Source organism: Bradyrhizobium sp. P2_E8 (assembly GCF_056403875.1).
Window position 1 is genome coordinate 1 of the sequence record NZ_JBFUES010000644.1, and the last position, 4,461, is coordinate 4,461.

3 protein-coding genes and 1 pseudogene are annotated in these 4,461 nt (G+C 65.5%); 1 reads left to right on the forward strand and 3 read right to left on the reverse strand.

What is annotated here, in order from left to right; translation table 11 throughout:
- A partial coding sequence (locus AC1D00_RS28620; protein ID WP_477012971.1) for a phytoene desaturase family protein occupies positions 1–589 on the reverse strand: 589 nt, incomplete at its 3' end.
- Between the two features lie 204 nt (positions 590–793).
- Here AC1D00_RS28620 and AC1D00_RS28625 point away from each other — a divergent pair.
- On the forward strand, positions 794–3,073 hold the full coding sequence (locus AC1D00_RS28625) for a spermidine synthase (protein WP_477012972.1): 2,280 nt from the start codon (positions 794–796) through the stop codon (positions 3,071–3,073).
- 109 nt (positions 3,074–3,182) lie between these two features.
- On the opposite strand, the gene AC1D00_RS28630 is transcribed toward AC1D00_RS28625, so the two are convergent.
- Complete coding sequence (locus tag AC1D00_RS28630; RefSeq protein WP_477012973.1) at positions 3,183–4,166, reverse strand: glycerophosphodiester phosphodiesterase; 984 nt, start codon at positions 4,164–4,166, stop codon at positions 3,183–3,185.
- Between the two features lie 72 nt (positions 4,167–4,238).
- Positions 4,239–4,461, reverse strand: a pseudogene (locus tag AC1D00_RS28635) (L,D-transpeptidase); the annotation flags it as partial.

A 4,461-nucleotide genomic window follows, 5' to 3' on the forward strand; every position in this document is an offset into this window, starting at 1 on the left:
GATCATGCTCGAACCGTTCGTCCAGCATCTCGCCGGCCGAGCGGGTGAAGAGATCGAGCAGGCTGCGGCTTTGCTCCAGCGTCAGGCCGCGCAGGATGTTGGCGCTCTGCAATGCGTTCACGGCCTCGCGGATCGCGTTCGTGCCAAAACCGTCGAGCAGGTTCGGCGGTGCGCGCAGCACGAATTGGCGCAGCACGTCGGCGATGTCTTCCAGCTCGCGCGAGAAGCCGTCGAGCGCCTCCGCATCACGCGCGCTCAGCCGCGCGACCGACGCTTTCGTCCGTCCCTCGCCGGTGAGCAGATAGCTGCCGTCCGGCGCGGGCAGAAAATTCTGCGCCCGCCGCTCGACGATGCGCAGGCCCTGCCCGGCAAGCTCGAGGTCGCGGATCACCTGCGGATTGAGCAGGCTCACGGTGTAGGCCGCGACAGAATTGCGGAAACCCGGATGAAACTCCTCCGTGACTGCCGCTCCGCCGACCACCTTGCGACGCTCGACCACGCGCACGCGCAGGCCCGCCATCGCGAGATAGGCCGCGCAGGTGAGGCCGTTATGGCCAGCGCCGATGATGACGACGTCGGTTTCGGTCATGATGTCCCTGGCGTCATTCCGGGGCGCGCGAAGCGCGATCCGGAATCTCGAGGTTCCGGGTTCGATGCTTCACATCGCCCCGGAATGACATCTCTATATCAAGCATTCCTCGCTGCAACATCACGAGACCCTTTATTGCCCGTTCAGGCGTGGTGTGCTCCATTGCGCGCGCCCGGCGCCCGCCGGAATTTAGCCGGAGATTCCATGGATTCGATCGTGCACCCCGCCGCCACGGAGCAGCCGTCGTCGTCGCGCAACCGGCTGTTGCTGGCGGTCTACACCGCTGCGATCTTCGTCAGCGCGCTGCTCCTGTTCTCGGTGCAGCCGCTGTTCACGAAGATGGTGCTGCCGCGGCTCGGCGGCTCGCCGGCGGTGTGGTCGGTCGCGATGGTGTTCTTCCAGTCGCTGCTGCTGGCCGGCTACGCCTATGCGCATCTCTTGATGCAGGTGAGGAACCGGATCGTTCCGGTGGCGGTGCATCTGGTGTTGCTGGTCCTGGCCTTCGCGACGCTGCCGCTCGGCATTGCGACCGCCTATGGCGAGCCGCCCGCGTCGGGCTATGCGGTCTGGCTGCTCGGCCTGTTCGTGGTCTCGATCGGGCTGCCGTTCTTCGCGCTCGCCGCCAACAATCCGCTGCTGCAAGCCTGGTTCGTCCGCACCGGCCATCCCGCCGGGCACGATCCCTATTTCCTCTATGCCTCCTCCAACATCGGCAGCTTCCTGGCGCTGTTGTCCTATCCGTTCCTGCTGGAACCGGTGTTCACGCTGCACACGCAGAACCGCTTCTGGACCGGCGGCTATGGCCTCCTGATCGTCCTGATCGCCGCCTGCGGCGTGCTGTTGTTGCGCTCGCCAAAACTGGCGGTGGTCGATGCACGAACCGAGGAGATCAATGCGCCGGCACCCGGCCTCGTGACGCGGCTGCGCTGGATCTTCCTCGCCGCGGTGCCGTCGGGCCTGCTCATCGCCGTCACCGCGCACATCTCGACCGACGTCGCGGCGGCGCCGCTTCTGTGGGTGCTGCCGCTGTCGCTGTATCTGCTCACCTGGGTGGTGGTGTTCCAGTCGCGGCCGCTGCTGCCGCACAAATGGATGCTGGTGCTCCAGCCGGTCGCGATCGCGGGCGTGGTGTTCCTGCTGGCCTTCGGCGGCGAACAGAATCTGCTGCTGACGCTCGGCGGTCATCAATTGTGCTTCTTCGTCATCGCCATGGCCTGTCACGGCGAATTGGCGCGGACCCGGCCGGCCGCCAAATATCTCACCGGCTTCTATGTCGCGCTGTCGTTCGGCGGCATGGTCGGCGGCCTCTTTGCTGGCCTCGTTGCTCCATTCACCTTCTCGTGGATCGCCGAATATCCGATTCTGATCGCGCTCGCGGCGCTGTGCCGCCCATCCGCCAACGAGCGTCTTGCCGGCATCGTCAAATGGTACTGGCTGGCGCTCGCCGCGCTCGCGGTGGCACTCGTTGCGCCGTCTTACACCACAGGCAGCCTCTCGACCTGGTTCGAGGATCACCGCGTCTGGGTCGCGGGCTCCGTCGGCGTGCTCGCTGCGCTGCTGACGCTGGCGCTCAATGCCGGCCGCTGGAAGATCTTTGCCACCGTTGCGCTCGCGCTGGCGTTGATCCGTGTCTATCCGGCGGACGAGGGCCGCGTCACCACCGTGCGAAGCTTCTTCGGCGTCCACAAGATCGTGGAGACGCCCGGCGGCTATTTCCATGTGCTGATGCACGGCACCACGATCCATGGCGCCGAGCGCTTCCGCAACAATGACGGCACGCCGGTCACCGGCCGGCCCGAGCCGATCACCTACTATCACAAGGACGGCGGCATCGGTCAGGCCATCACCGCGCTCCGCGAGCGCAAGGGCGCGCCGCTGAAGGTCGCCGCGATCGGCGTCGGATCGGGCACGCTGGCCTGCGCCGCCGAGCCCGGGGAGAGCTGGAAATTCTTCGAGATCGACCAGTCGATGGTCGACGCGGCGCGCGACCCGAAGAATTTCCGCTACATCTCGAGTTGCCTGCCGGACCTGAAGCCGGTGATCGGGGACGCGCGCCTGACCTTCGCGAAGGAGCCGGACGGCGCCTATGACTTGATCATCGTCGATGCCTATTCGTCGGATGCGATCCCGATCCATCTTGCGACCGAGGAGGCGATGAAGATCTACAAGGACAAGCTCGCGCCCCAGGGCGCGGTGGTGATGCACGTCTCCAACCGGCATCTCGATCTCGAGACCGTCGTGGTCGGCATCGCCGATGCCAACGATCTCAAGAGCTGGGTCTTCAACGAGGATTCCGGGCGGGATGGCGATTACATCTTTTCGACCGACGTCGTCATCTCCGCGCGCGAGGACGCCGATGTCGGCAAGATCGCCTCGTCCAAGGTCTGGGAGCAGACCGAAGCCGACGACAGGGTGCGGGTCTGGACCGACGATTATTCCAACATCCTCGGCGCGCTGTATCGGCGTTTGAGGGATGGGGAGTAGGGCCGCTTAGCAACTTCGTAGCCGGATGGAGCGAAGCAAAGCCTGGGTCCCGGCTCTGCGTCGCGTCATTKCATGCCGYGCCRCGTCCGGGACATGAGACGGTTTGCAGCTACGGCGCCACCGGCGTCCCCGCCGGCAGCGCAATTCCCCTCTCGCCCGCCACCTGCCGCAACAGGTCGGGCCTATCCGAGATGATCCCGTCGACGCCGATCTCGATCATGCGCGCCATGTCCTCAGGCTTGTTGACCGTCCAGACCACGACGCGCAGCCCGAGCCCGTGAGCCTCCGAGACGAGTGCCGCAGTCACGTCGCCGAAATAGGGCGACCAGATCGCGCCGCCCGCAGCCTTGATGGTTCGCGGCAGCGAGCCGCCGTGATCGGCCGGACTGAAACCCGCAGTCCAGCTGGTGGCCTTGTCCAGCGCGATCGTCTGGCCCGAGCCGCGCTGGAGCGTCAGGTACACGGTCGGAATGTTCGGGGCCTGCCGCTGGACGAGCTGCAAGGTCCTCCAGTCGAACGACTGGATCATGACGCGCTCGGAAAACTTCTCGGCCTCGATCAGCCCGAGCAGTTTGGCGACAAAGCCATGCGGGTCGAGGGATTCGTCCGGACGGTTCGGATCGATCTTGGTCTCGATGTTGAAGCGCACGCGATCGTTGCCGGATTTGCGCACCAGTGCGAACAGCTGCTTCAAGGTGGGAATGCGTGTCCCCGGCACGGCGCGCTGCTCGGGGAATTGCCTGGCGTAAGAACTGTCCGGCCGGATCTGGCCGACGTCATAGGTCCTGACATCGGCGAACTGCAATTTCACGAAGGGCGTACCGGGCGGAGTGACATAGGCGCCGTTCGCATCCCGTGCGAGATCGGGATTGAGCCCGCGTTCATGCGAGATGATGACCTCGCCATCGGCGGTCACGCCGACGTCGAGCTCCAGCGTATCCACGCCCATCGACAGCGCGTTGGCGAAGRCCGGCAGGGTGTTTTCCGGCAACAGCGCCCGGCCGCCCCGATGCGCCTCGAGATCGAAGGCCATGGCCGGTCCCGCCATCAAAACCCAGAGCGAAGTCAGAACGGTCGTGGCACGTGATGACATGGTGCCTCGAATGGCGATCGGGAGTTCGTGCTGACCGGCGAGCGCCGTTGATGGCGACGGCGGACGGCCACGTCAGTTCTGGTAGTAATAGCCGCGCGGCTGATAAAGCTGCCGGGGCTGCGGCTGATAATAGCCCTGCTGGCCATAGCCCTGGTTGTAATATTGCTGCGCCGGCTCATGATAGACCTGCGCGTCATAGAGCGGGCGGCTGGCCGAGCGCGGCGCCGGATAGCGCGTGCCGGTGTCGCTGCCGTCGGCCGGGTAGATGTAATTGTCGTCCTGCGGCATGTAGCGG